The sequence below is a fragment of the Lysinibacillus sp. PWR01 genome, assembly GCF_043359455.1.
GTDB classification, from domain to species: domain Bacteria; phylum Bacillota; class Bacilli; order Bacillales_A; family Planococcaceae; genus Lysinibacillus; species Lysinibacillus fusiformis_F.
Genome location: NZ_JBHERJ010000047.1, coordinates 1 through 22,862, shown reverse-complemented (window position 1 = coordinate 22,862; position 22,862 = coordinate 1). Strand labels below are relative to the sequence as shown.

Here is a 22,862-nt window from a genome sequence, read left to right as displayed (position 1 = left end):
TACAGGCTCATTACAGCTTCATTACAGCATCAATAAAAACATCTCCACGTATTTCAAAGCTGTCATATTGGTCCCAGCTTGCGCATGCTGGAGATAGTAAAATAACATCTCCTTCTGCAGACATCGGTGCTGCATAGTGAACAGCGTCTTCTACATTTTGTGCAATGACGGTTTGTTGGACACCACACGATTTTGCAAATTCGACAAAGCGTAAGCCAGTTTCTCCAAATGCAACAACACCCTTTACATGATTCATACAAGGGCGAAGTTCTTCAAAAGAATGTCCACGATCTAAGCCACCTGCGAGTAAAATGACAGGTGCTTGGAAAGCATCTAAAGCACTCTTTGTTGCTAAACAATTGGTTGCCTTGGAGTCATTGTAAATCTTTCGACCATCCCACTCACGTACAAATTGTGTACGGTGTCTCACTCCACCAAATGTCGCTAAAACCTCTTCCATCTTCTCTTTGTCACAGCCAAATAAAATACAAGCTGCTACGGCTGCTAAGATGTTTTCTAAATTATGCTTACCAGGTAGGGCAATGTTGGCACGATCCATATATGGTTCGCCTTGCCAATAAATTGTTGTATCATCTGCACTAATGCCGTTTGTAGTACGTCCCTTTGAACTGAATGGAATTTTTTGTGCATTAGATTGTGCTGCGTATCCAACCACTATCGGTTGGTCAGCATTATAAATAAAATAGTCACTGTCATCTTGATTTCGAGTAACACCAAACTTCGCTTCAGCATAATTATTAAATGTTCCGTGATAGTCTAGATGTGCATCATAAAGGTTTGTCAAAATAGCAATTTTAGGCTTAAACGTTTTAATCCCCATCAATTGGAATGAAGACAATTCTGTTACAATGATGTCATCTTTATTAGCTTCTTTTGCGACACCACAAGCTACTGTCCCTATATTTCCAGCAATTAATGGATTTTTACTGCCGTTATTTAACATGTCGAATATTAAAGTTGTCGTCGTTGTTTTACCATTCGAACCTGTTATACCAATAAATGGTGCATCGCTAATTAAATAAGCTAGCTCAATCTCTGTCCAGACTGGAATCTCTCGACTAAGAGCATCTGCCACAATTCGATTGCTATAAGGTATTCCTGGATTTTTAACCACTAATTCAAAGCCTTCATCAAGTAAATCTTCAGGATGGCGACCACAAATTACTGTAATCCCCTTCTGTAATAATCCTTGTGCATCAGGACTTTCATCAAATGGTTTCGAATCATTAACTGTTACAAATGCGCCAAGCTCGTGTAAAATTTCAGCAGCGGCCACACCACTTTTGGCTAGACCTAACACAAGCACTTTTTTATGTTGTAAATCTGTATAGTTTTTCATTAGAACGCCTCCGATAAGACTGCAATTAATGCTACTGCTAAGGCAGTTGACCAGAAGACAAGCACTACTTTCCACTCTGACCAACCTGATAATTCAAAATGATGATGAATAGGGCTCATTTTAAAAATACGCTTTTTTCGAAGCTTAAAGCTACCTACCTGCAAAATAACGGAAAGTGTTTCGATAACAAACACTAAGCCGACTAGTAAAAGCAAGAACTCTTCTTTTACTAAGACAGATACCATAGCTAATGCTCCACCTAATGCTAATGACCCCGTATCCCCCATGAATACCTTTGCAGGATTGGCATTAAATAATAAAAAGCCTAATAAAGCACCTGTTACAGCAAACGAAAATAGTGCAATATCTGCCTGACTTTGGAATAGCGCAATAACACCAAATGCTGCAAAGGCAATGGAAGCAGTACCCGCCACTAGCCCGTCTAGTCCATCTGTCAAATTTACTGCATTGGAGAAGCCTACTAACCAGAAAATTAAAAAGGCTATATAGAATACGCCAAGATCAATTGTCCACTCCGTAAATGGAATGGCTAGTGTTTTATCAAATGACCCTACTTCTAGAAGGAAATACGCAAGAATTGCAATAACAATTTGACCAATCAATTTTTGAAGAGAGGTTAAACCTAAATTTCTTTTAAAGACAACCTTTAAACCATCATCCAATAAACCTATTAAGCCGAATCCTGCTAATACTAATAAAAGTACTACGGTCTGTGTCGTTAATAAATCTAAAAAGCTACCTACACCAACAGTTGTTAGGAGGATGGATATTAAGAAAATAATGCCTCCCATTGTTGGTGTACCAGCTTTTTTCATATGTGATTTTGGTCCCTCTTCTCGAATACTTTGCCCAAATTTTAGACGACGAAGAAGTGGAATACTAATTGGTGCCAGGATAACTGTTACTATAAAAGCAAGAGCTAAAATGGTAAGTGTTGTTGCGAGTTTCATTGAAAAATCTCCTTTAAATCTTGTTTCACTTTCTTCTTTAAGAAAAAAGCATTAACTTTCATTTATTTATTACTACCCTTCATAATAATAGTGGTTCTTTCCCATTTTTTAAAGGTAAAGTTATTTTAGTTCTCCAAATATAAATGAATGGTACCATCTTGTTTGATAACACTATCCACTTCAGGTAACTGATTACCAATTTTAGTCCCTTCTCCATGCCATTCAATGCGGAATGGGTAAAATTGCTTGGCAATATCATCCTTCGTTTGACCAATAAAATTCGGTACCTTCACAGTAATTGGGTCACCATAACGATAATCCTTTTCAAGTTGTTCCTTCGATTTTTCAATACCTACAAAAGGTGCAACATCTTCAATAATTTGCCCCACTATAGGCGCTGCTACAACGCCACCAAACTGTGTCGTCTTTTTCGGATTGTCAACAGCTACATAGACAACAATTTGTGGATTGTCTGCTGGTGCAAACCCTATAAAAGATACGATGTATTCACCACTTTTATAACGGCCATTTTCAACTTTCTGCGCTGTTCCAGTCTTACCACCAATTCGCAGTCCATCGCGAAAGGCTTGTCGCCCTGAACCATTCGCCACTACCGATTCCAAAGCACCGCGAACCTTAGCAGAGGTCTCCTCACGAATCACCTGATTTTTCACAACTGGTTCCGTTTCATGTATAACTTCCCCTGTATTTGGATTAAATACCTTTTTCACAACATATGGCGTATAAAGCTTGCCTCCATTAATGGCAGCAGCAACCGCTTGAACTTGCTGAATAGGTGTCACGGCTACCCCTTGCCCAAATGAAGTGGTGGCTTGCTCAACAGGACCAAAGGCTTCCCTAGAAAATAAAATCCCAGATGCTTCACCAGCTATATTAGAACCTGTCTTTTTTCCAAAACCAAAATCTTTAATATATTGTAGTAGTCGCTCATTGCCTAGACGCTGACCTAATTCTATAAATCCTGGGTTACAAGAGTTTTCAACTACCTCTAAAAATGTTTCATGACCATGTCCTTCACGTTTCCAACAGCGAAGCTTTGCTCCCGCCACCATCGTATAACCTGGGTCATAAAAGGTTTCATGCTCCAAATCCACTAAGTTTTCTTCCAACGCGGCACTTAGGGTAATAATTTTAAAGGTAGAACCTGGCTCATATGTCATCCATACGGGTAAATTTCGATTATAGATGGCTGGCTCTACTAATTGATACTCGGCTGGATGGAAAGTCGGATATGAGGCTAATGCCAAAATTTCGCCAGTGTTTGGATCCATAGCGATAGCCAATGCTTGGTCAGCTTCATAGCGCTTCATAGCTTGCGATATTTCACGCTCCACGACTTGTTGTACATCGACGTCAATTGTTAGCTCGATCGTTGCACCATCCTCCCCTGCTTTCCAAGCACTTGAAACATTAGGTAAGTTATTACCTTTTGCATCTGTAAAGAGACGGATAGCAGAAGAATTAGCCTGCAGGAATTTATCATATTCATATTCAATTCCAGCTAATCCTTGGGCATCATAGCCCGTAAAACCTAAAAATCGAGATAATAGCGTGCCGTAAGGATAATCCCTAGAATAATCAACACCACTATATAGCCCTTCAATTTGCATACCCTGTAATTCTACCGCTTTTTCATAAGAAATATTTTTGCCTTCAGGCGCTAGCTTCACTAAGTAAGCTTTTTTTTGCATTTTTTCTAATAGCTTCTCTTTATCCACTTCTAGAACTTGCGCAATTTTTTCAGCAGCCCCTTCAATATCATTACTTTGTGAGGGCATAAAATATAAAGTGGGTGCTAGCTTATTGGTTACAATACTCTCTCCATCTCGATCTGTTATATGCCCTCGTTCATTCGCAAATGGAATTTCTCTGTCCCAATTCTCCTCTGCCTTGGTAGTCAAATCTTTTTGATCTAATACTTGCAAAAAGAACAACCTAACAACGATCGCCACTGCTACACACATAAACAATACATATAAAATACGTAAACGCTTTTTAGAATGGATAGAAATCCACTTCATTCGACATCACACCTTGTTTTTTACAACGTATGAAATAAAGTGGACTTCTATTCAGTGTTATTCATCCTCTACTTCTTCAACTTCACCCTCAGAGGCAGCTTCAACATCTTGTACAAAGCTTTCAGCAGGTGTTTTGAGCTTGACAACAATCGGTGAACTATCAGTAATGACGGTTCCAGCTGAAACACTTTGACTGGCTACAAAGCCTTCACCGAATATTTCCATCTCTAGTCCAGTCATGGATTTGAAGACTAGTAAATTACGTAACGACCAATTCGTAAAGTCTGGCAATGTTATTTCGCCATCAGTCTTTAAAAATACAAAACTACCTTTTACGAGCTTTTGACTGTTCGTCGGATATTGTTCAATAATTTTACCACCACTGCCAACAACGATTGGTTGTAATCCATCATTTCCTAATTCTACTTCAACCGCTTCAGCACTTTGACCTGTATAATCTTGAATGCTGACTTTATTAACATGCTGCACGTCATCTGGATTGATATTAAGGTGCTTTAAACTATTTAACATAACTGGATTAAAGACTTTTGATACTGGTACAGATCCAAGTTCATTACTCAGCTTAGGTTTTTTCACTGAGACATACATGATTAACTGTGGATCATCAACAGGCGCCATTCCTAAAAATGAATATAGGAATTGGTTAGCACCCCAAGAATAAGTACCATCTGCTCTTGGTATTTGGGCTGTCCCCGTTTTTCCTGCAACCTCGTAATCCTCTAGTACAAAATCCTTCGCAGTACCATATTCAGAGGTTAATGTAGAAGCAAGGATTTCTCGCACTTGTTTCGCTGTATCAGCTTTTATTGGCTGTCCTTTTTCTACCGGCTCATGATTTTGAATAACTTTTCCTGTTGAGGAATCAACGATACGGTCGATAACATATGGCTGCATCATCTTACCATCATTCGCAATGGCAGTCATGGCTTGGATCATTTGGATAGGTGTTACGGTTGACCCTTGTCCATATGTTGTTGTCACTCGTTGAATAGGATACTTCGATAAAATAGTACCTGCTGCTTCGTTCGGTAAATCAATTCCTGTTTTGTGACCAAAGCCAAAGCGGTCTAAATATTCAACAAAGACATCATCGCCAATCAATTTTAATAAGTTGGCCATGGCTGTATTCGATGAACGCTGGAACCCCTCTAAATAAGGGATTGGTCCCCATCCAACCTGATTATGGTCTCGAATTGTTCGGTCATGTACTGTATAAGAGCCCGATTGGTATTTTGCATTTGGAGCCCATGTATTTGTATCAATAGCAGAGGCAAGCGTGAATGTCTTCATCGTTGAACCAGGCTCAATTGTTTCCTCAATTACCTCATTCAGCCACTTCATATTTTGACTATCACGTGTTTCTGGGTTAAATGTAGGACGCTGTGACATCGCTAAAATTTTCCCGGTTTTTGGATCTGCTACAACTGCGGTCATAGACTCAGGATTATATTCCTGTTCTACCTTTGTCATTGCTTCCTCTAAAAAGCTTTGGATTGTTTTATCGAGCGTTAAATAAATGTCGTCCCCATTTTTAGCAGGTGTAATCATTTTCTCACTGTTTGGAAGTAAATAGCGGAAAGCATCTGTCTCATATTCCACTTTGCCATTAACGCCTGTAAGTTCTTTATCATACGTATATTCTAGGCCCATTTCTCCCTTTGTAGTGACTGTGCCATCTTTATTATCTTTTTTCAGAGCATAGCCAATTAAATGAGAGGCAAATACACCATTTGGATAATAACGTTTTAAGTCACTCACAAATAGAATTCCTGGTAATTTTTCTTCCTTTATTTTACTCATGACCTCGTGACTAATGCCACGACCTGCGCTACCAAACTCAACTTGATATAAAGGTTCACCATCACTTCTATATCGATTGTTCAGTTTTTTAACAATCTCGTCTTCCTTTTCCTTTATCGCTGGAATATATTTTGCTAGAACTTTTGCCGTTTTCTCGGAATCCACTACATGTCGTGGATTCTTAGGATCTGTTGTAGCTTTTTCACTTACAATGGCAATCATGCGATAACTTAATGTATCCTCCGCAATCACTTGTCCATTTTGATCATAAATCTTCCCACGATTGGCTGTAATCACACTTTCTTTCCCATACTTAGCTGCTGCTCTTGCTGCAAGCTCTTGTCCTTCTACTTCTCCTGTAGCCTGTAATGTCACCATTCTTGTAAATAATAGAAAAAAGAGCCCTCCATAAAAAATTAATAATAGAAAGGCTCCCCATTGGAATCGAAATCTCTTTTTTTTCATTCTCCCGGCACTACCTTTACATTTTTCTCATTTTGAGTTAAACCGAGTTCTTTGGCTTTTTTCCATATGTTTTCGTATGTAGAAAGTTCACTTACACGAACCGTTAAGTCAACATTCTGTTTCGCAATCTCTTCTGCTTCTGATTCGATTTTTTGAATGTCTATACTTGTTGTTTGAATCGCTGCTTGTTTATTTAACACGAGTATTCCTAATACAGCAATAATACCAACTAAAACAATTAGCATTGTCTTTTCAAACTTTTGGTTCGTTTTTTTACGACGTATGATAGTGGGTTGTGGACTTGGTGGTGTTATCGGTTGTTGCACTTGTTGATGTTGGTGCTGTTGCCTTACACGAACTGCTGCCATTTACTCACGCCCTTTGTCGTTAATTTTTTCCACCACTCTAAGCTTCGCTGAACGCGCACGATTATTAACTGCCAATTCTTCCTCAGAAGGAATAATGGGCTTTCGTGTAATAAGCTTTAAAGTTGGCTTCATGTCATCAGGAATTACAGGTAAATTTGGTGGTAATTCCGGTAATGATGACGCTTCCTTAAAGATTGTCTTGCATAGGCGGTCCTCCAATGAATGGAACGTAATGACACTAATGCGCCCCCCTACGTTAATCATATCAATCGCATCGACTAATGAATCCTCTGCTGCGCCTAGCTCATCGTTGACAGCAATTCTTATTGCTTGGAAAATGCGCTTTGCCGGATGTCCACCTTTTCGGCGTGCCGCTGCTGGAATACCCTCTTTAATTAATTCTACAAGTTGACCTGTTGTTTCAATCGGTGCTGTTTTACGAGCCTCTTCAATTTTACGCGCTACTTGTTTGGAAAACTTTTCTTCGCCATAACGGAAAAATATACGAACTAGATCTTCGTATGCCCATTGATTAACTACCTCTGATGCTGTCAGTGTTGCAGTTTGATCCATACGCATATCAAGTGGTGCATCATGGTGATAGCTAAAGCCTCTTTCAGGTGTATCTAATTGTGGAGAAGATACGCCTAAGTCATATAAAATGCCATCAACCTGCTCAATACCATGAGCTAATAGCTCTTCCTTTAAGTAACGGAAATTCGAATGGATAAATGTAACACGCTCAATATAAGGTGCTAATCGAATTTTCGCATTTTCAATAGCCGTCATATCTTGATCAAAACAAATTAAACGGCCTTTATCTGATAATTGTTGTACTAGATATTCACTATGTCCTGCACCGCCTAATGTACAGTCCACATATACACCATCAGGATCTATGTTCAACCCATCAACAGTTTCTTTTAATAACACGGTTGTATGATCGAACATACCACTCGCTCCTCTCAGGCCTTAACCTCATTCAACTATCACGTTGTAATGCCTATAAAAGTTAAAAATCAAAGCCAATCATATTTTCTGCAATTTCATTAAAAGATTGTTCAGACTCACTAAAGTAAGCTTCCCAAGCATCCTTAGCCCAAATCTCAATTCGATTTGAAACTCCTAACACCACACATTCTTTCACTAGATGTGCATGTTGCATAAGAGTAGCTGGGATATTGATACGCCCCTGCTTGTCTATTTCTACCTCTGTTGCTCCAGAAAAGAAAAACCTTGCAAATGCTCGTGTATCCTTTTTGGTCATCGGTAAACCTTTTAATTTCTCTTCGAGTTTTCGCCATTCATTCATAGGATAGCCAAATAGACAGTTATCGAGACCTCTTGTGACAACAAACGTTTCGCCTAAAGCTTCACGAAATTTTGCCGGTACGATTAATCGCCCTTTCGCATCAACGGAGTGTTGATATTCTCCCATGAACATACTACTCACCCCACTTTATTAAATAATGTACCACATCCCCCCACTTTCCTCCACTTTTTTTAAAAAAAACTTGACATTTTATCTCTTAATGTGCAATTAGACCTTTAGGGATTTTTTTGATATAAGCTAAATGATACAAAAAAAGAGCCACCCTTAGTAGGATAGCTCTTTAAATACTATTTATCTCGACATAATTCATCAAATTCACATGATATCAAATTACCACTTAGGTATAAAGTATCTATTTATTGATTTTATAAATAAAGTAAATAGTGGTGTTTACCGATGCTATAATTTTGCTTCAGCATTTCAGCAATTAACATAGGTCCAAACTCATTGAAATATTGGTATGGATTAAAGGTTCTCTCTTGGAAACCATCATTCGGATACAATTCATTTTGCAGTGTCATAAATTTACGAATAGTCGTTTCATGCTTACTCAATACAGTTTGTTCAATTTTTTGCTGCAGGTAATCAAATTGCTTTGCATGATTTTCTTGATTTTTCTCAAGAATTTTATCTAAATGCAAATGCTGTTTCTCTAAATAGGAGGCTAACTCCTCATATTTTTCTGTTAACAACTGCTGCATAGCTTGAATTTGACGTTTGGCTTCAATGTCCTGTACATCTGCAATAAAGCGTTCTTTCATTTGCAACGCTTTTCCTTCCCATACGTCAGTAACAGTTAGTTGATGCTCACGTAATAATTGCTCTACATGACGAGTGACAATGGTGATATGAAGGCGTGGAGCAAAAATGGGCATTTGTAAGTCTAAAGCTGAAAATGCATTTTTCAGTGTTGCCCAATAAGCTAACTCTCCTGGTCCGCCAACAAACGCTAATACTGGCAATGTCATCTCCTGCATCAATGGACGAGTTACTACATTATTACTTAAACGTTCAGGATGATTAAGCGCTATTTCTAACAGCTCTTCTTGTGTAAATTTGAGGTTAGCCGCTAAATTAACAAACAGATCATTTTTTCTTTCTAAAAGATGTCTCTCCCCATCCTCTACATAAAATAAATTAGCGGCTTCATATGTTGCCAAAATAGGCTTACCATAGCCAGCACGCTCAAGCTCCTCTTCCTTTTCCGTTACGACTCTAGCAATTTCTTCATTGGATTGAATGATTTGTGCAAAATATTTGCTTTCAAATTGACGGAATTGAAAGTTGGCGGCATCGATCAATAATAAGCCTTCCTCTTTGAATAATTGATGCATTAGACAGGCAAAGAAATCCGTAAATGTTTCACTACCGTTCAACGCGTCAACTAATTGCTTAATCAGCGCTTCTGTATACTCTGTTTCCCCAATATCTCGAATAATCGTATTAATTAATTGCGTCATCGACTCTTTGTTTAAGGCTGTTGCAGAAGCCATCGTTTTACGTCTAGAGCGTTCACCATAAGTTCGCTTTTTTAGCAATTCCCCATGTACTGTATAGGTATGATTAATTTCTTCTAAGTCATGATCTTCTCCAGCTATCCAAAAAACAGGGATAACAGGCTGTTGAAGCTTTGCGCTTTGCTCTTTCGCTAATGCAATAACTGAAATAGCTTTATGAACGGAGTAAAGAGGGCCAGTTAAGATACCTGCTTGTTGTCCACCGACTATTACCATAGCTCCTTGCTCTAATTGTTCTAAATGCTCATTCGTTTTTTGGGATAACCCGAGTGGCTCCATAAATTGACGGATGATTGCTGTTAACTCTTTTTGGTCACGGGTATATTGTGCTAAATGCTCCGCTCTTTTCTCAAAAGCTTGATCATTGTAATCATACTCAAAAAATTGATGAATGGCAGTATTTGGCGACCAGTAATCTGCTAGCACATGATTTTTTATAGGTACTTGGATTGACTCCAGTTTCATTTAACATAAACTCCTCTACTCACTAAATCATTTCCTTACTCATAACGAGACATTGAATTTCATTCATACTATGCACACGTTGCTTTCAATGTCGCCTCGACTTTCAGATAGCTCGAAAAATCCGCGACATCTATTAGCGGCTTTGGGGCATCAAACACTTTTTGACGATGTTTCAGCAAGCATTTGAATACTTGTTGAAATAAGCCATCCCTCTCCCTCAAGAAGGATTTTTCTGTACCCGCTTTCGCTTTCGGTACAAAAACATGTGTTGGGTCAAGATGAATAATTCGAGACCGCCTTTGCACTTCGTCCATGTCACTGAACTATGCTTCTAGTACTAAGGTTTATGAATTCAATCAATATTCTCATTCCTATAGAATGATTTTTATAACTATTTTAATGCTATTATTTTAACGCTTAAAGCTTCAACATGAAAAGAAAATGCTTAGACAACCTGTAAATATTCCACAATGGATTGAATGACACCCACAATACAAATTACTAGATACGCTGTACTAAGTATTAAAAATAAAAAGCGCCAAATTTTCTTTAATAATGGCTTCACTTCTAATTCCTTTTTAGTCCGCCAATCAATATATGTAAAAATCATGGCCATCATTATTGCAAGTATCACCAAAAGCGCCCCTACATTTACACGCCAAAGCACACCAATAGCTAACGGAACAGAAAAAAACAAGCACAATGTCGTGACATCAGAAGCTGCTCCAAAAGCATGTGTGCCACGAATTTTAACTTTTCTGCTAACCAGATAAACAATGACAAAAAGAACAATTGGACAAAAAATAATGATACTAATAACTATATGTAAAAGGTCTTTCAACGTTATTCACCGCTCTCCTCTATTGCAAGTACTTGGTGATATAAAGTACGCAAAGTAGGTAAATTATGACCGTTTGCTAAAGCTTTATTCAGAATGACACCAACAATTGTTTCAATTTCACTTTTTCGACCCTGTAGACGATCCGCTAGCATAGATGAAGTGTTGTTGGCCGTTTTCCTACATAAGTCTATCACATCACTAAAAGATATGGTGTGTTCAATATCTCCAAAAGCTTCTGTAAGCTCTCGATAAATATTTTCCATAAGTAAAAACGCTTGTTGATTAGTTACTAACTCCCCGTTCTTCACTTGCAATACAGCCGTTAATGGATTTATTAAGCTATTAAGCACCGCTTTTTCAAAAAGCATCTGCTCTGCATTACTAGCCAATTCAATAGGAAATAGGGAATTCTGTAATTGTAATAGCTTTTGAAAGACCTGCTGCTCTCCTCGTTCTATCGCTATTTTACATTGACCTATTCCTCTATGCTGAACCGTTAATTGGTCCAACAATTGAGCACCAAAGGTCACCGAACCAAAGGCAATATTTTTTTGCGGTAAGGTTAGTGCCTCCTCAAAATGCGCTAAGCCATTTTGCATAAAAAGTAATGGCGTATCATTTGGAAATGAAGCTAATGGTTTGTATAGTTTTTGCAAATGTCCGTATTTAACAGCAATCACTAGTAAATCGTGCGTTGGTAAATTAGCCAAATCTGTAGTAGCAATAACCCTTTGCACAGTTTTAGTTCCATCAACGTTGATACGTGTTAACTTCTTGGCATTTAGTTCATTTACTTGTTCCTGCCTTCTCGCAACCAACGTCACCGACACACCAAACTCTGCTAAAAAACTTGCTGTTAATTGACCAACTGCTCCTGCACCAATTATCGCTACTTTCATTGTCTACACCCTTTCCATCTTTACTGCTCATTATTACCTCGACGTCATTACATCAAGCTTGCTTCAAGCACGCTCGAAACAAGCTGTGACATTCGCCGAATACTTTGGCGCAATACGATATTGTTCACACCATCACAGAACGTGGCGCATTTGTTGGGGTGTTTCCTATTCAACAGACTTTAAAACCCCATCTAACGCTTCAACTCTGAATAATATACATTCGCTGAATCAAGATAAAACTACAAGAATAAGGTGCCTCAGAATACATCTAAGGCACCTTCTACGCAGGTTCTTTTATTATACAGGATAGACCGATTATTGACGATATACAGAAAGGGTTTTATCTCCAGGAAAGAAAAGCAATGTCATTCATGTTCCAAAAGCCACATACTTATAACGTTAATCTTTCATTAATGAATAACCTTGTTGAAGCCATTTCACTAACTTATCATGTTCATTTTGCAATTCACGGTGCTTCATTTCAAGTGTTTGATAAGCCTCGGTTAATTCGTCAAAACTTGTCAACGCTAATTTCAAGTGACTTCGCATAGATTGTTGAGGCTGATTTCGCACAGCTAATAGTGACTGACTATATTGCCCACGCAAAGTTTTATTCCAGCGGAAACCACAAGCTTGTTTTGTACGACCTAGTTCTATGGCCGCCATTTCAAATGCCTCTAGCTGTGTTTTGCCATTCTGCACATTATGCAATACGATTTCTGCTAGTCTTTCATCATCTTCCTTCGTCCATTGATCTTTTCTTTTTTTCAATTCCATAATCTATCACCCTCGCATTTTTTACTACTATATGCAAAAGCGAGCAAAATAGAATCATCGCATGAAAAAAGACAGTGATGACGTTTTCCTCTCATCACTGTCTTTATACATTACTTATTGTTCTTCTTTGTCAAGAAATTATTAACCGCTTGATGGTGTGCTTCACTTTCCCACAACTTTGCACAGGTACGAACTTCCTCCATCACACGCTCATACATATTGCGCTCACGCCACTTTCGAAGCTCAATATCCTTATATGCTTTATGAACAGAAGGATGGATTTCTCGCATATGTTCAATAAAATCATTCAAGGCTTCTTCTTTTGAGCCTTCAAAAACACGCATAGCCCATCCTATCTCGTATAATAAGTGTGCAGGGTACGGCTTTGCATCCACTAGCATCTTCATTGCACGATCATGACGTAAACCTCGTTCAAATAAGTATGTACCGCCACCCCAACCACTTGTAATGGCTAGTGTTCCTTGAATAAAACCACATTTTGCATGGCTAGCGACTAAACGAAAATCACAAGCCGTTGCAATCTCACAACCTCCTCCAACAGCAGTACCATTTATAAGTGCTATAGTTGGTACAGGAAGCGTGGCAAGATCATATAATATTTTCCCCATCTTACTTAACATACCAAATGCCTCATCCTCTGTTTCCAATGAATGAAACTCAGATAAATCTCCTCCCGAGCAAAACGATTTATCGCCAGCACCTGTCACTACTAAAAAACGCACATCTTCATGCTCACGAATATATGTAATGACTTCTTGAAGACCATTCATCACTTCGTCATTGACAGCATTCCGCTTCTCTTCACGGTTAATGGTAAATGTCATAATGCCATCATGATTATCAATCGTATAAGACATACTTCTACCCCCTTTGTCGCAATGAATAAATTGTATCACACAATTATTTCACTATTGTAAAGAACTTCATAATCAACGAAATATTCCGTCTTTTTTAGCTAACAAAAAGGCTAGTAAAGAGCCATGGTCTCTCTACTAGCCTTTTAAGTGAGCAAACACTGTATTATTTGCTTACTACTTCTTTACCTTTGTATTGTCCGCAAGCTTTGCAAACACGGTGTGATAGTTTAGCCTCACCACAGTTAGGGCAAGTTACCATACCAGGTACAGATAATTTGAAATGCGTACGACGCTTTCTTTTTGCAGTTTTAGAAGTTCTTCTAAATGGTACAGCCATTGATGGCACCTCCTTACAGATCGTCTATTCGTCTGTTTGATCAAAATACTTAGCTAAAGAAGCTAGTCTTGGATCCACTTTTTGTTCGTCAGCTTTTTTGTGTAGCTCTACGTCTTCATCTGTTGCATAAGACCAGTTTTTACCACCATGCACTTGTCCTTCAGAATCCTCTTTGAACACTTGCATTGGTACCTCAAGTAAAACTAATTCCTCAAGAACTGGTTTCATGTCGATGACTTCACCGTCAATATAGTGAATGTCTCCGTCATCGTCTCCTCTTTTATCTTCGTCAATCCAGCTAAAAATTTCAACTGTCTCAACTTCAATTGGAAACTCAACATCCTCCCATGTGCGTGCACATGGTAGTGTTAACGTTGCTGTCACAGTTAACTGACATGTCATTTGCGATGCACCAAAAGTACATAGCCCTTTTACATGAACGGGCGAAATTGCTCGAATATCCTGGTTTCGCTCCATCACTTCGTCCAGCTGGACAAAGGCATCGATTGGCATCCCGTTTTGGCGGTATTTAGATAATTGATGAATTGACCATTTCATTCGTTTAATCACCTCGAGACAACACTGTTGATTATATAATGTGTAAAAATAGATGTCAAGATAATTTCTTGTCACCACTTTAAAACCCACCTATAATTATATACTATGAGAAGTGTATTTACTCCTAACAGATTCAAATAAAACATTAATTATAAGGGGGAAAAGCATGCAAGCAGTTGGAATTGTTGTTGAATATAATCCTTTTCACAACGGACATGCTTATCATTTAGAGCAGGCTAAAAAAGTAGCGCAGGCAGATCTTGTTATCGCTGTTATGAGCGGCACATTTTTACAACGTGGAGAACCTGCCATGGTAGATAAATGGACACGCACTAAAATGGCGCTTGCTGGTGGTGTAGATATTGTTATTGAGCTACCTTATGTCTATAGTACAGCACCTGCCACAGATTTCGCAAAAGGAGCCATTTCTTTATTAAGTGCAGTAGGCTGCGACGCTTTTGCCTTTGGAAGTGAAGACGGCTCTATTCAGCCCTTTCTGAACACGTTTGAGCTGATTGACAGCCACCGTGCAGAATATGACTTGTTCATTAAAGACAGTCTTAAAACAGGTGCAAGCTATCCAAAAAGCCTACATTATGCCTATGAACAGCTTTCTCAGAAGTTCCCTGCTCCATACATCGATCTTGCACAACCAAATAATATATTGGGCTTTCATTATCTTGAAGCTGCGAGGGCCCTTAACAGTAGCATCAAACCGCTAACAATTCCTCGCGTTGCAGCAGGATACCATGATGCATTAAAGGAAGATGCATCGATTGCAAGTGCCACTGGCATACGTAAAGCCCTTGCTTCTAAACCTTCTTTACAGAGTATAGAAAATGTTGTTCCTAAAGCTACTTTTGATTTTTTAACAGACTGGCATACAAAGTATAACCAATTTGCTAACTGGGAAACTTTTTGGCCTTTATTACAGTTCACTATTATAAGACACATCCCCTCAGAACTTACTCGTTATGCAGAAGTAACAGAGGGGATCGAAAATGCAATTGTGAAAGCAGCAAAAACGAGCTCAACCTTTAATAGCTTTATGGAAAAAATAAAATCTAAACGTTATACATGGACCCGCCTTCAGCGTATGGTAACACATATCTATACTGGGTTTACAAAAGAGCAGCTTCAAAGTTTTAAAGCGCCCTCCTTTATTCGATTGTTGGGTATGAGCTCGACGGGACAAGCTTACTTAGGTCAGCAAAAAAAGAATATAGAATTACCCTTAATCAGTCGAGTTGCGTCTACCAGTGATGCGATGTTAGCCATCGATATCCATGCAGCAGAGCTTTATAATTTAAGTATCGAGCAAGGAACAAAGAATCTGACGCTGCCGAAGGATTATCAAACACCACCTATTCGTTGCTAAAGACAACAAAAGGGATGCTAAAAACGCTCTAGCATCCCTTTATTTTATTGCTCTAGCATCCCTTTATTTTATTTTGGTTGTAGTTGCTCTAAATAATTGATAGCGTCGTCAACCGTTTTTACTGGAACGATTTTCATTTTTGTTTTAATCTCTTTTGCCGTTTTAACAGCCGTCGCATAATTCGATTCTAGCTCTGGATACTTCGCTTTCATTTCTTGAGAGATTTCATCGTCTGGTGCAAAAAAGATCTCCATACCGTCACGATCGGCGGCTATAACCTTATAATCTATCCCACCAATTCTGCCAACTGATCCGTCTATTAGCATTTCACCCGTACCAGCAATTGCATAGCCTTTTGTTAAATCTTCATCAAGAAGTTGGTCTAATATCTCAAGTGTAAACATCAGACCAGCAGAAGGTCCTCCAATATCCTCTGTTTTCATCGTCACTTTCGGATTAGTTTCAATCGATTTGCTTTCAGTATAGGAAATACCTAAACCCGCTCTATGTTCTTGCGCATTAGGAATTTCCTGTAATGTAATAGTCTCCTGATGTTGTTCTTCATTGCGTATAAATTGAATGGTTACCTTATCTCCAAGCTGCTTAGGTTTTAATAGATCCACAAGCATCTGTTGGCTAGTTATTTTTTGACCATCAACCTCGACAATTTCATCACCAGCTTTCAAGATACCATCTGAAGCTCCTCCGTCTAATACATTTAATATGAATACACCATTAAAAAGAACCTTTGTCTCTAGCCCCGCTCTTTGGAAGGCTACATATTTCGCATTAAATTGTGAATCAGACATTAACTTTAACTGTCGAATATTATATTCCTCATCATCCTCTAAAGGATTTCGTACTTGTTCAATATCCATTAGCTTTTGATATTTTTGAACTTTCGCCCACAAATACGAAAACGGCGTGGCTTGCTGCATAGCGACTGTCATTAAACTTAAAGACCCCACGCTATCTGCCTCTTTGCTATCAACAGTAACGAATTTGCTGACATCATATGCACTTCCAGGTTTCATAATATACGCGTCTAGTCGGTATAACATCATAAAACAAATCACGACTATTAACACTGCATAAATACTAATTTTTTTCTTCACTTGAAAACACCTCCTAGGACGCTTGCAAAACCATACGTTCATGTTTTTGCCTTTCTCACATATATTGATTTTAGCATTTGCCTATGTGAATGACAAAAAGTTGAAACGAGTTGATAACATGTTTGCTACAATTCAAATAGTGCTCTGCGTAATTCTAATTCTCTTACTCTTGTTATTCCCACAAACCGCTCATAGTGGTACTGATTTAGGCTTAAATCTTTTCATGGAAGCACTGTTTCCGTATTTATTGCCTTATCTTGTGTTAACACAATGGCTTCTGCGTTTAACAGCCCCTATGCGTACCAAAACAAAAAGGGCTTCTTTATACGTACAAGCCTACATTATTAGTGCCCTTGGAGGCTATCCAACGGGCGCAACCACCATTGTTTATTTGAAAAATAGTGGTCAATTACACCCGAAAGAGGCAAATTTTTTGCTAGCTGTTTGTCATGCACCAAGTCCACTTTTTGTATTAGGTTTTGTAAGCCTTGATTTACTACACAGTAATACGTTTGGATGGTTGTTTTTATGTTTACTACATACGTTTAATATTTGTTGCCTAGTAACTGGCTACTTTTTATTTCGTAAAACTGATCCACCTAATATCTCCGTACACAACACACCACTCTATAGTGCTCCATTTTCAGAAAGCATTAAAGAAACGGCTCCAACAATTCTGCTAGTTGGTACAACCATCATCTTTTTCACAACGATTCAGACCATTGTACAACAAGGCTTAGATCAGCTGATACCCAAGCTTCCCTATACGATTGAGCTTTCGATAGCAGCTGTTCTAGAGGTAACGAACGGTCTTAAAATGACGGTTACAGCATTTCCAGATCTTCCGTATATTCATTTACTCGTTGTGATTTTGTTAACGATGCAAAGTATAAGTATTCACTTACAAATTTTTGTTATCGCCAAATCTGCAAAACTTTCTGTAAGACCTTATATAAAATTCCGCCTTCTTAGCATAATCATTGTACCGACTATTTATGCTCTATTTTTTCTGAAATAACAATAGCACTAAAGATCAAAAAGAGGATGTCATCGTTCATTTGACATCCTCTGCATAACTATTGTGTAAAACCATATTTTTCTTTTAAAGCCTTCACGACACAAGTAGGGACTAGCTCGTTAACATCACTACCGTATTTCGCAACCTCTTTTACTATACTAGAACTTAGGAATGAATATTGATTTTTCGTCATGATGAAAAAAGTTTCAATCGTTTCATCTAGGAAACGGTTCATAGAGGTAATTTGCATCTCATATTCAAAATCTGAAACTGCTCGTAAGCCACGAACAATTGCCTTCGCCTTTTTTTCCTTGGCATAATCAATCAATAGACCTGAAGAACTCTCTATACGGACATTAGGTAAGGTTTTCGTCACTTCAGCCATCAAAGCCATACGTTCCTCTACAGAAAACAACGGATTCTTTGCTGAATTGTTTAATACTGCTACATATACGATATCAAACACATCCGCCGCACGTTTAATTATATCTAAGTGGCCGAATGTGACAGGGTCAAAACTTCCAGGAACTACAGCAATTTTTTCAGACAACTTATTCTCCCTCTTCCTCTGTACAGCGATAAACAGAAATAATTGTTCCGCCATATGTTTCTTGTCTTGTTAAAACAAACTCCCCAAAATTTCGAGGCAATTGTACCTCTTTTGCATGTTCACATAAAATAATACCATCTTGTTGTATTTTACGGTTATCGACCAAAATCTGTACGAGGTCATAATATTCCTGCTGATGGTAAGGTGGATCTAAAAAAACAAGTTTAAACGTAATGTCACGCTTTAATAGCGCTTTCACAGCACGCTTTGCATCTATACGAAAAAGCTCTGTATGTTCTTCATAACGGCATTTTTTTATATTTTCTTGTAGTACCTGGAATGCTTTAGGGTCTTTCTCAATAAAAATAGCACGTTCTGTCCCTCTGCTTAATGATTCAATACCCAAGCCACCGCTTCCAGCAAACAGATCTAGCGCCACACCTCCATCAAAAAACGGCCCAATTATATTAAAAATGGATTCCTTTACTTTGTCAGTTGTAGGCCTTGTCGTATTTCCTGTTATTGCTTTAAGCGGCATTCCTTTGCGCTCTCCTGCTACAACTCTCATATCAGCATCTCACCGTACTTTCGTCTATATAAAGTATTTTGCAGCGAAAGGGTGGCCCTCCGCTGCAAAAGTTATTGTTGTTCTTGTGTTAATACTTGAATACGCTCATCCTTTTTTTGTAGTTCAACGAGGAATAATCGCTGTAACCAAGCTTCTTCTACATAATAATGATCTGCAATCTTAATGATTGGTTCAGAGATAGTTGGATACCTACGTTGGTTGAATACATAGAATCCAGGCTCTTTAGGGAAACGGAATGTACGATGCTCGCTATTTACATAATAGCCATTTTTCCCTTCCTCAGCTGAGTAGCCAAGATAAGGCAATAATGTATCTGCCGTATACAACACCTGTCCTTCATATAGAATAACATGAACATCTTCCTTCAACATATCATCCACATATACATCACGTGGATCCTCAAATAAAAGCGGATAGGTTCCATTTTGCTGAGCTGCATTTAATGCAAAATAAGATGTCTTGGCATCTAATACCTGTGATAAATACTTATCCAGTGTATCCGGAGAAATCGATTCATCTCCAAGCTTTTTCAATGTTTCCTGCCAAGCTTGTTGTTGACTATCCGTCATATAATCATTTAATGTTTTGATGATTTTCTTTGTTTTTTCTCCACCAATTGGATCGTTTACTAAATAGGATGCCACAACCTCAGGCAACCATTCTGGAGAATCTACAAAATTATATTGTGATTTAATTTGTGATAAAATTACTTCCTGCTCTACAGCTTGTGCAGTAAGTGTTGGTAAAAATAACAATCTTTCGTCATGAGCTGCTACTGGACTTTTTTCTTGAATAATTGCAACATGCTCATCACTTAAAAGCTGTAAATTTTCTAATGACTTTAGAAAATCATTAGGGACTTCCTGCTGCGCATAAATAGATAACACAGGTGTCTGCTCTTGCGCTTTAAGTTCGCCAGCTTGCCAATATAAATCTTGAACAGTACCGTTTCCTCTAAACATTGTGTAATTAACAAGTACAAGTTGTTGTTGACCTACTAAAGGCAAACCTGTAACCCATTGTCCTTTCACTTTGCTGTCTGTAGAAATCGAGACAATTGAATAAGACGCTTCACCATTTATTAGTGTAGCAAAAACATTTTGAAGGAGCATCTTATTTTTCAAGCCGCCCTCAATTGGAATTATGTATGACACAGATTGTGATTTTGTCTCCCCTTTTGCAAAATAAGAGACTTCATCTGATAAACGATCACAGCTTTTTTCATTTTCAATAAAGCAACTAGCGTTTGTTGCTTTTTCAGGCCATTTAATTTTCACCTTTTGATTTGGTAGGTTTTTAAAATGTTGACGAATATCTAAGCTATTTTCACGATAGACAATTTCTATTTCCTGAGAATAATGAAAATCCCCTATGCCCGTTTCTAAATCAGATGAATAAGCATGATATTGGAAAAATATTGTTCCTGTAATGATTAGTGCTAAAATAGTAAAAAAGCTTAATGCAAATTTCATGTGCTTGACCTCCCGCAGCATGATACTATGAGTATTGGAAAGGATGTGCAATTATTATGCCACAACAATTTATAGAATTAGGAGAAGGCTATGGTGATGTTTACGAGCTACTCGAAATTATTAAAACCAACCAGGAACGTTTTCATCAAGCCTTTTTACTAACATCTACAAAAGAAGACAAGAAGGTGATTTCTTTAGCTGTCGCCCTTAAACCAGTCGGCGAAAGTAAGTTCATGCCTATTTATATTTGTCGAGAAGGCATCCCATACAATGAAGAACAGCCAACACAGCGACAAAAAATGTTTGAAGCACAAATAGAACAACTCGGTCGAAAAGCAGTAGTTGTAGAAATAAAGCACTCATATATATTTTCGGAATCAAAACTATTTTATCAATACTTAATCGGTATATTAAGACTAAATAACTATATACCTGCATTAACATGAGTTTATAGACCTACCTTATAGTCATATTCCTTTGCTTTATCTGGTTTTGCATTTTCATATTCAGTTTTTACAAATGGACGATAAGACGCCACAACGTCTTTTACAAATGGAAGGCGTTGTAGTTTTGTTGTCATCATGTCAATGTCCTCACGATCGCAGTAAAGCACTACGTATTTTTGCCTTCTAGAAATATAAAGAACATGACCATATTTCCGAAGTGACTTCGCATGTTTTAATTGATGGACGTAAACGATTAGCCCTTGTCGTTCGTTCATATTGGATTCCCTCATTTCTTACATAAAAGAATACCATAGACCAGAAAATGATAGCAACAGAGTTTAGCTGACAGAACGCTCAATTTTCCGTTATAATGGAAAAGCATACGACGTTGAACATCGTGAAGTTGAATCAGTTGTTTTAGATAAATTCAATTGTAGCATCATTACAGGAACAGATGAATGCTGAAAGATGATCATGCCTCAAAAGAACCCTTACAACACATTTGAACCTCCATAATGATTGTTTTTCAATAGGATGGCAAGAATCGGCATAAAAAAAATCATCATTCACTTATACTAGCAACTAATTTTAATAGTAGGCCCTGTACTTACTACTATTGATTAAACAATGAATTCACTATTACTTTTTTATATGAGGATAATTGTTAAGGAGGACGAATATGGGTAAGAAAACAAAAATTGCGCTTGCAATTGCAGCAGCAAGTGCAGCAGCTTGGGCAGGTAGTAAAGCTATTTCAAAACCACAGCAACGCGAAGGTAAGCAAGCATTACAATTCGAACGCCCCGTAATTCTTGCACATCGTGGCGGAGCTCTTTTAGCACCTGAACATACAATGGTTGCATTTGAAAAAGCAGCACAGCTAGGTGTTGACGGCTTTGAAATCGACATTCGCCTAACGAAAGATGAGGAAATTATTGTTTTCCATGACGACACAGTTGAACGTACAACGGATGGCTATGGACTCATTGCAGATATGACATTGGCAGAAATCAATGCCTTAAATCATGGCTACCAATTTGAAGATTTGGATGGAAACTTCCCATATCGTGAGGACAAATTAAATGTCGTGACATTACGAGAGTTGCTTGAAACCTATCCAAACATGTTAATCAACATTGATATCAAAGATGCTCCAGACACTTATGAAGGAAGTCTAATGCCTTCTAAACTTTGGCGCTTAATTGAAGAACTTCAAGCTGAACATCGTGTCGTTGTGACAAGCTTTTATGGTGAGCAAATAGATCGCTTTAATTTATATGCTCAAAATCAAGTAGCACTTGGTGCAGGTGAATCAGATGTAAGAAAAGCATTTGCTTCCTTCTCAAGTCAGTTTGGACATTTATATCATCCTAAAGTGGATGTTTTCCAAATCCCTCCGAAGTCAGGGGTTATTGCATTAGATTCTCCAAAATTTATTCAGTTTTTAAATAACCTCAATATTCCTGTCCACTATTGGACAATCAATGATATAGATACGATGAAAAAGTTACTCAATAATGGGGCAAAGGGCGTTATTACAGACCGTCCTGATATTGCTGTTGAGTTATTACAAGCTCAAGAGTCTAAATAAGATGCGGACAAAAAAGGGAAGGACACTCGTTAAGTGCGCCTTCCCTTTCTTAGTGTTGAAAAACAAAATAG

The 22,862-nt window shown here is 38.1% G+C and carries 24 protein-coding genes; 4 read left to right on the top strand and 20 right to left on the bottom strand.

Translation table 11 applies throughout. From position 1 onward, the window contains the following. Positions 1 to 10: 10 nt before the first annotated feature. The 15 genes from murD to ACEVFT_RS07480 all read right to left on the bottom strand — a co-directional run bounded on the left by murD (position 11) and on the right by ACEVFT_RS07480 (position 14,632). Positions 11 to 1,360, bottom strand: a complete 1,350-nt coding sequence (gene murD, locus ACEVFT_RS07550; RefSeq protein ID WP_205441830.1) for a UDP-N-acetylmuramoyl-L-alanine--D-glutamate ligase — start codon at positions 1,358 to 1,360, stop codon at positions 11 to 13. Beyond that, on the bottom strand, positions 1,360 to 2,331 hold the full coding sequence (mraY, locus tag ACEVFT_RS07545; protein WP_342442648.1) for a phospho-N-acetylmuramoyl-pentapeptide-transferase: 972 nt from the start codon (positions 2,329 to 2,331) through the stop codon (positions 1,360 to 1,362). Before mraY ends, murD begins: the two co-directional genes overlap by 1 nt. 125 nt (positions 2,332 to 2,456) lie before the next feature. Then, positions 2,457 to 4,373: a stage V sporulation protein D gene (locus ACEVFT_RS07540; protein ID WP_205441826.1), complete on the bottom strand. Its 1,917-nt coding sequence runs from the start codon at positions 4,371 to 4,373 to the stop codon at positions 2,457 to 2,459. A 57-nt stretch (positions 4,374 to 4,430) separates the two neighbouring features. Next, positions 4,431 to 6,659: a penicillin-binding protein gene (locus tag ACEVFT_RS07535; RefSeq protein WP_393949095.1), complete on the bottom strand. Its 2,229-nt coding sequence runs from the start codon at positions 6,657 to 6,659 to the stop codon at positions 4,431 to 4,433. Further along, positions 6,656 to 7,027, bottom strand: a complete 372-nt coding sequence (gene ftsL, locus ACEVFT_RS07530; protein WP_205441822.1) for a cell division protein FtsL — start codon at positions 7,025 to 7,027, stop codon at positions 6,656 to 6,658. The genes ACEVFT_RS07535 and ftsL overlap by 4 nt, the downstream gene beginning before the upstream one ends. After that, positions 7,028 to 7,978, bottom strand: a complete 951-nt coding sequence (gene rsmH / locus ACEVFT_RS07525; RefSeq protein WP_342442645.1) for a 16S rRNA (cytosine(1402)-N(4))-methyltransferase RsmH — start codon at positions 7,976 to 7,978, stop codon at positions 7,028 to 7,030. A gap of 61 nt (positions 7,979 to 8,039) precedes the next feature. Then, positions 8,040 to 8,471: a division/cell wall cluster transcriptional repressor MraZ gene (mraZ, locus tag ACEVFT_RS07520; RefSeq protein ID WP_004224832.1), complete on the bottom strand. Its 432-nt coding sequence runs from the start codon at positions 8,469 to 8,471 to the stop codon at positions 8,040 to 8,042. A gap of 254 nt (positions 8,472 to 8,725) precedes the next feature. Next, a complete protein-coding gene (bshC, locus tag ACEVFT_RS07515) occupies positions 8,726 to 10,342 on the bottom strand; it encodes a bacillithiol biosynthesis cysteine-adding enzyme BshC (protein WP_393949092.1) in 1,617 nt (538 codons plus the stop codon). Between the two features lie 68 nt (positions 10,343 to 10,410). Beyond that, on the bottom strand, positions 10,411 to 10,656 hold the full coding sequence (locus ACEVFT_RS07510) for a hypothetical protein (protein ID WP_393949091.1): 246 nt from the start codon (positions 10,654 to 10,656) through the stop codon (positions 10,411 to 10,413). A 131-nt stretch (positions 10,657 to 10,787) separates the two neighbouring features. Further along, on the bottom strand, positions 10,788 to 11,183 hold the full coding sequence (locus tag ACEVFT_RS07505) for a DUF3397 domain-containing protein (RefSeq protein ID WP_205441803.1): 396 nt from the start codon (positions 11,181 to 11,183) through the stop codon (positions 10,788 to 10,790). 2 nt (positions 11,184 to 11,185) lie between these two features. Continuing rightward, positions 11,186 to 12,082 carry a ketopantoate reductase family protein gene (locus ACEVFT_RS07500; RefSeq protein WP_205441800.1) on the bottom strand — a complete coding sequence of 299 codons (897 nt, stop codon included), beginning with the start codon at positions 12,080 to 12,082 and terminating at the stop codon, positions 11,186 to 11,188. Between the two features lie 399 nt (positions 12,083 to 12,481). Further along, positions 12,482 to 12,859: a transcriptional regulator gene (locus ACEVFT_RS07495; RefSeq protein ID WP_016992546.1), complete on the bottom strand. Its 378-nt coding sequence runs from the start codon at positions 12,857 to 12,859 to the stop codon at positions 12,482 to 12,484. Between the two features lie 110 nt (positions 12,860 to 12,969). Next, positions 12,970 to 13,737, bottom strand: a complete 768-nt coding sequence (locus tag ACEVFT_RS07490) for an enoyl-CoA hydratase/isomerase family protein (RefSeq protein WP_393949089.1) — start codon at positions 13,735 to 13,737, stop codon at positions 12,970 to 12,972. 163 nt (positions 13,738 to 13,900) lie between these two features. Then, positions 13,901 to 14,074 (bottom strand): 50S ribosomal protein L32, encoded by a 174-nt coding sequence (rpmF, locus tag ACEVFT_RS07485; protein ID WP_004224819.1) that lies wholly within the window; start codon positions 14,072 to 14,074, stop codon positions 13,901 to 13,903. 24 nt (positions 14,075 to 14,098) lie between these two features. Further along, positions 14,099 to 14,632: a YceD family protein gene (locus tag ACEVFT_RS07480; protein WP_205441796.1), complete on the bottom strand. Its 534-nt coding sequence runs from the start codon at positions 14,630 to 14,632 to the stop codon at positions 14,099 to 14,101. A 166-nt stretch (positions 14,633 to 14,798) separates the two neighbouring features. Here ACEVFT_RS07480 and ACEVFT_RS07475 point away from each other — a divergent pair, with 166 nt between their 5' ends. Beyond that, positions 14,799 to 16,010, top strand: coding sequence for a nucleotidyltransferase (locus ACEVFT_RS07475; protein ID WP_393949087.1), 1,212 nt, complete (start codon positions 14,799 to 14,801; stop codon positions 16,008 to 16,010). Positions 16,011 to 16,078: 68 nt separating this feature from the next. On the opposite strand, the gene ACEVFT_RS07470 is transcribed toward ACEVFT_RS07475, so the two are convergent. Continuing rightward, positions 16,079 to 17,125 (bottom strand): SepM family pheromone-processing serine protease, encoded by a 1,047-nt coding sequence (locus ACEVFT_RS07470; protein WP_342442639.1) that lies wholly within the window; start codon positions 17,123 to 17,125, stop codon positions 16,079 to 16,081. Between the two features lie 118 nt (positions 17,126 to 17,243). Here ACEVFT_RS07470 and ACEVFT_RS07465 point away from each other — a divergent pair, with 118 nt between their 5' ends. Next, on the top strand, positions 17,244 to 18,143 hold the full coding sequence (locus ACEVFT_RS07465) for a hypothetical protein (RefSeq protein ID WP_393949084.1): 900 nt from the start codon (positions 17,244 to 17,246) through the stop codon (positions 18,141 to 18,143). Positions 18,144 to 18,201: 58 nt separating this feature from the next. On the opposite strand, the gene coaD is transcribed toward ACEVFT_RS07465, so the two are convergent. From coaD to ACEVFT_RS07450, 3 genes are all read right to left on the bottom strand, one after another. Beyond that, positions 18,202 to 18,693, bottom strand: coding sequence for a pantetheine-phosphate adenylyltransferase (coaD, locus tag ACEVFT_RS07460; protein WP_004224812.1), 492 nt, complete (start codon positions 18,691 to 18,693; stop codon positions 18,202 to 18,204). 1 nt (position 18,694) lies between these two features. Further along, a complete protein-coding gene (gene rsmD, locus ACEVFT_RS07455) occupies positions 18,695 to 19,261 on the bottom strand; it encodes a 16S rRNA (guanine(966)-N(2))-methyltransferase RsmD (RefSeq protein WP_393949082.1) in 567 nt (188 codons plus the stop codon). A gap of 71 nt (positions 19,262 to 19,332) precedes the next feature. Continuing rightward, a complete protein-coding gene (locus ACEVFT_RS07450) occupies positions 19,333 to 20,754 on the bottom strand; it encodes an RNA polymerase II (protein ID WP_393949081.1) in 1,422 nt (473 codons plus the stop codon). Positions 20,755 to 20,810: 56 nt separating this feature from the next. Between ACEVFT_RS07450 and ACEVFT_RS07445 the strand changes: the two genes are divergently transcribed. After that, positions 20,811 to 21,200: a DUF7147 family protein gene (locus ACEVFT_RS07445; protein WP_393949078.1), complete on the top strand. Its 390-nt coding sequence runs from the start codon at positions 20,811 to 20,813 to the stop codon at positions 21,198 to 21,200. Positions 21,201 to 21,202: 2 nt separating this feature from the next. Here ACEVFT_RS07445 and ACEVFT_RS07440 read toward each other — a convergent pair whose 3' ends face one another. After that, complete coding sequence (locus ACEVFT_RS07440; RefSeq protein WP_004224806.1) at positions 21,203 to 21,475, bottom strand: YlbG family protein; 273 nt, start codon at positions 21,473 to 21,475, stop codon at positions 21,203 to 21,205. A 404-nt stretch (positions 21,476 to 21,879) separates the two neighbouring features. Here ACEVFT_RS07440 and ACEVFT_RS07435 point away from each other — a divergent pair, with 404 nt between their 5' ends. Next, entirely contained in the window at positions 21,880 to 22,791 is a 912-nt protein-coding gene (locus tag ACEVFT_RS07435) for a glycerophosphodiester phosphodiesterase family protein (protein ID WP_205441780.1), read from the top strand. Positions 22,792 to 22,862 lie beyond the last annotated feature (71 nt).